The sequence below is a fragment of the SAR324 cluster bacterium genome, assembly GCA_029245725.1.
Classification (GTDB): domain Bacteria; phylum SAR324; class SAR324; order SAR324; family NAC60-12; genus JCVI-SCAAA005.
The window spans coordinates 1-2,920 of sequence record JAQWOT010000395.1 but is presented as its reverse complement, the minus strand read 5'-3'; the positions used below and the strand labels follow the sequence as shown (position 1 = coordinate 2,920).

The 2,920-nt window shown below is 47.6% G+C and carries 3 protein-coding genes; 1 reads left to right on the top strand and 2 read right to left on the bottom strand.

What is annotated here, in order from left to right; genetic code table 11:
- Together P8O70_21660 and P8O70_21655 are read right to left on the bottom strand one after the other, a co-directional pair.
- On the bottom strand, positions 1–748 hold a 748-nt coding region (locus P8O70_21660), incomplete at its 3' end, for a DUF1688 family protein (GenBank protein MDG2199449.1).
- A 6-nt stretch (positions 749–754) separates the two neighbouring features.
- Complete coding sequence (locus P8O70_21655) at positions 755–2,002, bottom strand: GTP cyclohydrolase II (protein ID MDG2199448.1); 1,248 nt, start codon at positions 2,000–2,002, stop codon at positions 755–757.
- Positions 2,003–2,336: 334 nt separating this feature from the next.
- Between P8O70_21655 and P8O70_21650 the strand changes: the two genes are divergently transcribed.
- Positions 2,337–2,920: 3-hydroxyacyl-CoA dehydrogenase NAD-binding domain-containing protein (locus P8O70_21650; protein MDG2199447.1), on the top strand; the 584-nt coding region annotated here is incomplete at its 3' end.

Below are 2,920 nucleotides of genomic sequence, written 5' to 3'. Positions count from 1 at the left end.
GCCCACCTAGAGTCAAACGTGGAGGCCAGACATCCTGCAGCAGCTTTAACAAAGTTCCCAGCAAGCGATCCACTTTAAGAACACGATCCTCGCTGATTGGAATTTTATCGAGAATATTCGCTATTCTTGGGTTTGGCTCTTGGTCCGTCCCAAGAAAACTGATCAGTTGCTCACCTAATCTTCTTAGTAGAGCAGCCCTTTCTTCCAACCCAACAAGTGGATTTGCCGCTGAGACTTGAAATCCTTCAGCCAACTGCTCAACACTAAACTTTCGAAGACTCTCCGCATCAGCTTTCAATGGATCATTAGGATTACTCGAGAAAGTTCCCTTCGAAAAGAGATATAAGCTCGCTAGGGCCAAACCTTCTGAGCGAGAATGGTTCTCTCCGGTGAGAGGATCTTGAAAACGCCAGTTGGGTCCTGCTCCCGCATCTAACAAGACACTGGTCACCGCCAAATCGATCTGAGCTAGCAGGAGTTCTCGATCATCCCGAATTTTTGACTTAAATGGAGACCAGTGATTCGTCCCCCTGACATCAAAATGTTGCCAGCGGCTATGAGAGGGAACATTCAGATCGGGGTAGTTGGCTAAGATTTCATCTTTAACCAATTCCACAGTTAGCGGTAACCGATCTTTCTTAATGCGGAAATGCTCCAATCGGTCTTCTAATCCCAGCAGATAAAGTTGAGAGCACCGTTCACGGATTGTCTTTGGCGAGTTTAGGAACTCAAACGGATCTAAGGTCATGTACGTTTAAAACTGCTCCAGATTTCGGCCAACGGTGCTTTTGAGAGCATCAGGATCCAGTGAAGCATCTGTGAAGTAGCCTGCAGCTTTTTTGGCTTCCATCTCTACCTTTGCATCATCCGGAATTTGCTCATCTGGAATCGCTAGACGCTCCCCAACGGTAATCCCTTGAGAGACAATGGCGTCATACTTCATGTTGCTCATGGAAACCAGAATGTCGATATGCTTGACACCCAGCCAATTCAGTACATCCGGCATCAGTTGTTGAAAGCGCATATCCTGAACACCTGCCACACACTCCGTTCTTTCAAAATAGGTCTCAGCTCGGTCTCCACCCTCTTGACGCTTGCGCGCGTTGTAAACCAAGAACTTAGTAACTTCTCCCAGCGCCCGTCCCTCCTTGCGGAAGTATGCGATGATGCCAACCCCACCGTTTTGAGCATTTTCGACACACACCTCGATACCGTGAATCAAGTAGGGTCGACAAGTACAAATATCTGAACCAAATACGTCTGAACCGTTGCACTCATCATGAACACGACAGGTGACTTTGCAGTCTTTGTCTCCAATCTTCTCTATATCTCCCATGAAATAGACAGTGATTCCACCAATTGGAGGAAGAAAGACCTGCAAATCTGGACGAGTTACAAGTTCAGGGTACATTCCCCCTGTTTGTTCAAAGAGGTTGCGCCGAAGTTGAGATTCTGTAATCTCGAATCTTTCAGCAACCCCAGGCAGATACCAGACTGGTTCAACAGCCATTTTGGTGACATTCACCTCACCTGTTTCTTGTAAAACTTTGCCATCAGGCTTGAGGCGGCCCTGTCGCATGGCGTCCTGCATTTCAATCAATTCCAACCTTGCCTTGGTCACAGCTATCGTAGGACGGATATCCATTCCGTCCTTTAATTCCTCCGCGAAAACCTGCCCAATCATGTGACCAAAGGGATCTAAAGAAATAATTTTTCCGGGTTCCCCCCACTGAGAGTGAGGACCAATTGGTACAATTGGTGCCGTATTTGTTAGGTCTGGAACATGGTCCGCATCAAGCTGACCGGCAGCCACTGCGAGCGCACGATAAACCGCATAGGAGCCTGAGTGAGTGCCAATCACATTTCGCTTAGAGGGATTTTTGACTGAACCAATAATGGGGCCTCGTTGCTTTGGGTCCGCCTGACCCCAATGAATCTGTGGCCCACGTTGGTCAAGACGGCCCGGGTGTGAGGTCAACACAATGTGCTTCGGTTTTTCCATAACACTCTGCGAATGGATGTTTTGCAATGCTGAATTATTGTGCGGTCGATGCGGGGAGCTCAAAAATTACACACTACTTGCCAATCTCACCGAATCAACTATCGAATGTCGAACTCTACATAATCAGTAGAGTTTTTTGCATCTGGTTGCCCAATTGGCGACAGGGAACCACAAGAAATAGGCATCATAGACACAGGTCTATATGGAATGCAACCGAGGACTAACATATCGCTTGAATTACTTTTATTTTCAGCTTGGTCATTTGAGGAATTCAAGCAAAACACCAATAACTTATTAGTTGGTGCAAAAATTACTTGATAAATTAAGGAAGGTTATGTCGAAGAAAGTCGCGATTGTGGGCACCGGATTGATTGGCCGAAGTTGGTCTATCGTGTTTGCGAGGGCAGGTTTGGAGGTGTGGCTTTGGGACCCCGTCGAGGGGGCAGTTTCTGCTGCTATCAAATTGATCAAGGGGGGTCTGCCAAGTTTGGTGGAAGAAAATCTGCTGAATGGCTGTTCTGTGGAACAAGTCTTTGGAAGGGTTCACGCCTCTGAAAGTTTGGAGGATGCGCTTGATGGAGCAGACCACCTTCAGGAAAACGCTCCTGAACGGGTGGAGGTTAAACAGGAACTCTATCACCAAATCGACCAACTAGTGGGTCCACAAACCGTAGTGGCCAGCTCTACCTCTGGCATCGTTGCTTCACTTTTTACGGAGAGCCTCCAATCCAGAGAGCGATGCCTTGTTGCCCACCCTATCAACCCGCCACATCTTGTACCGTTGGTTGAATTGGTACCCACACCATGGACCGCTGAGAACGTTTTGGAGAAAACCTCTACGCTGATGCAACAAGTGAATCAAGCACCTATTCGGCTAAACCGAGAAATCAAAGGATTTGTTGCCAATCGACTCCAGGG

Bases quoted from the DNA above. Each gene is read 5' to 3' on its own strand.
- P8O70_21655 (MDG2199448.1), bottom strand. From the start codon at position 2,002: ATGGAAAAACCGAAGCACATTGTGTTGACCTCACACCCGGGCCGTCTT.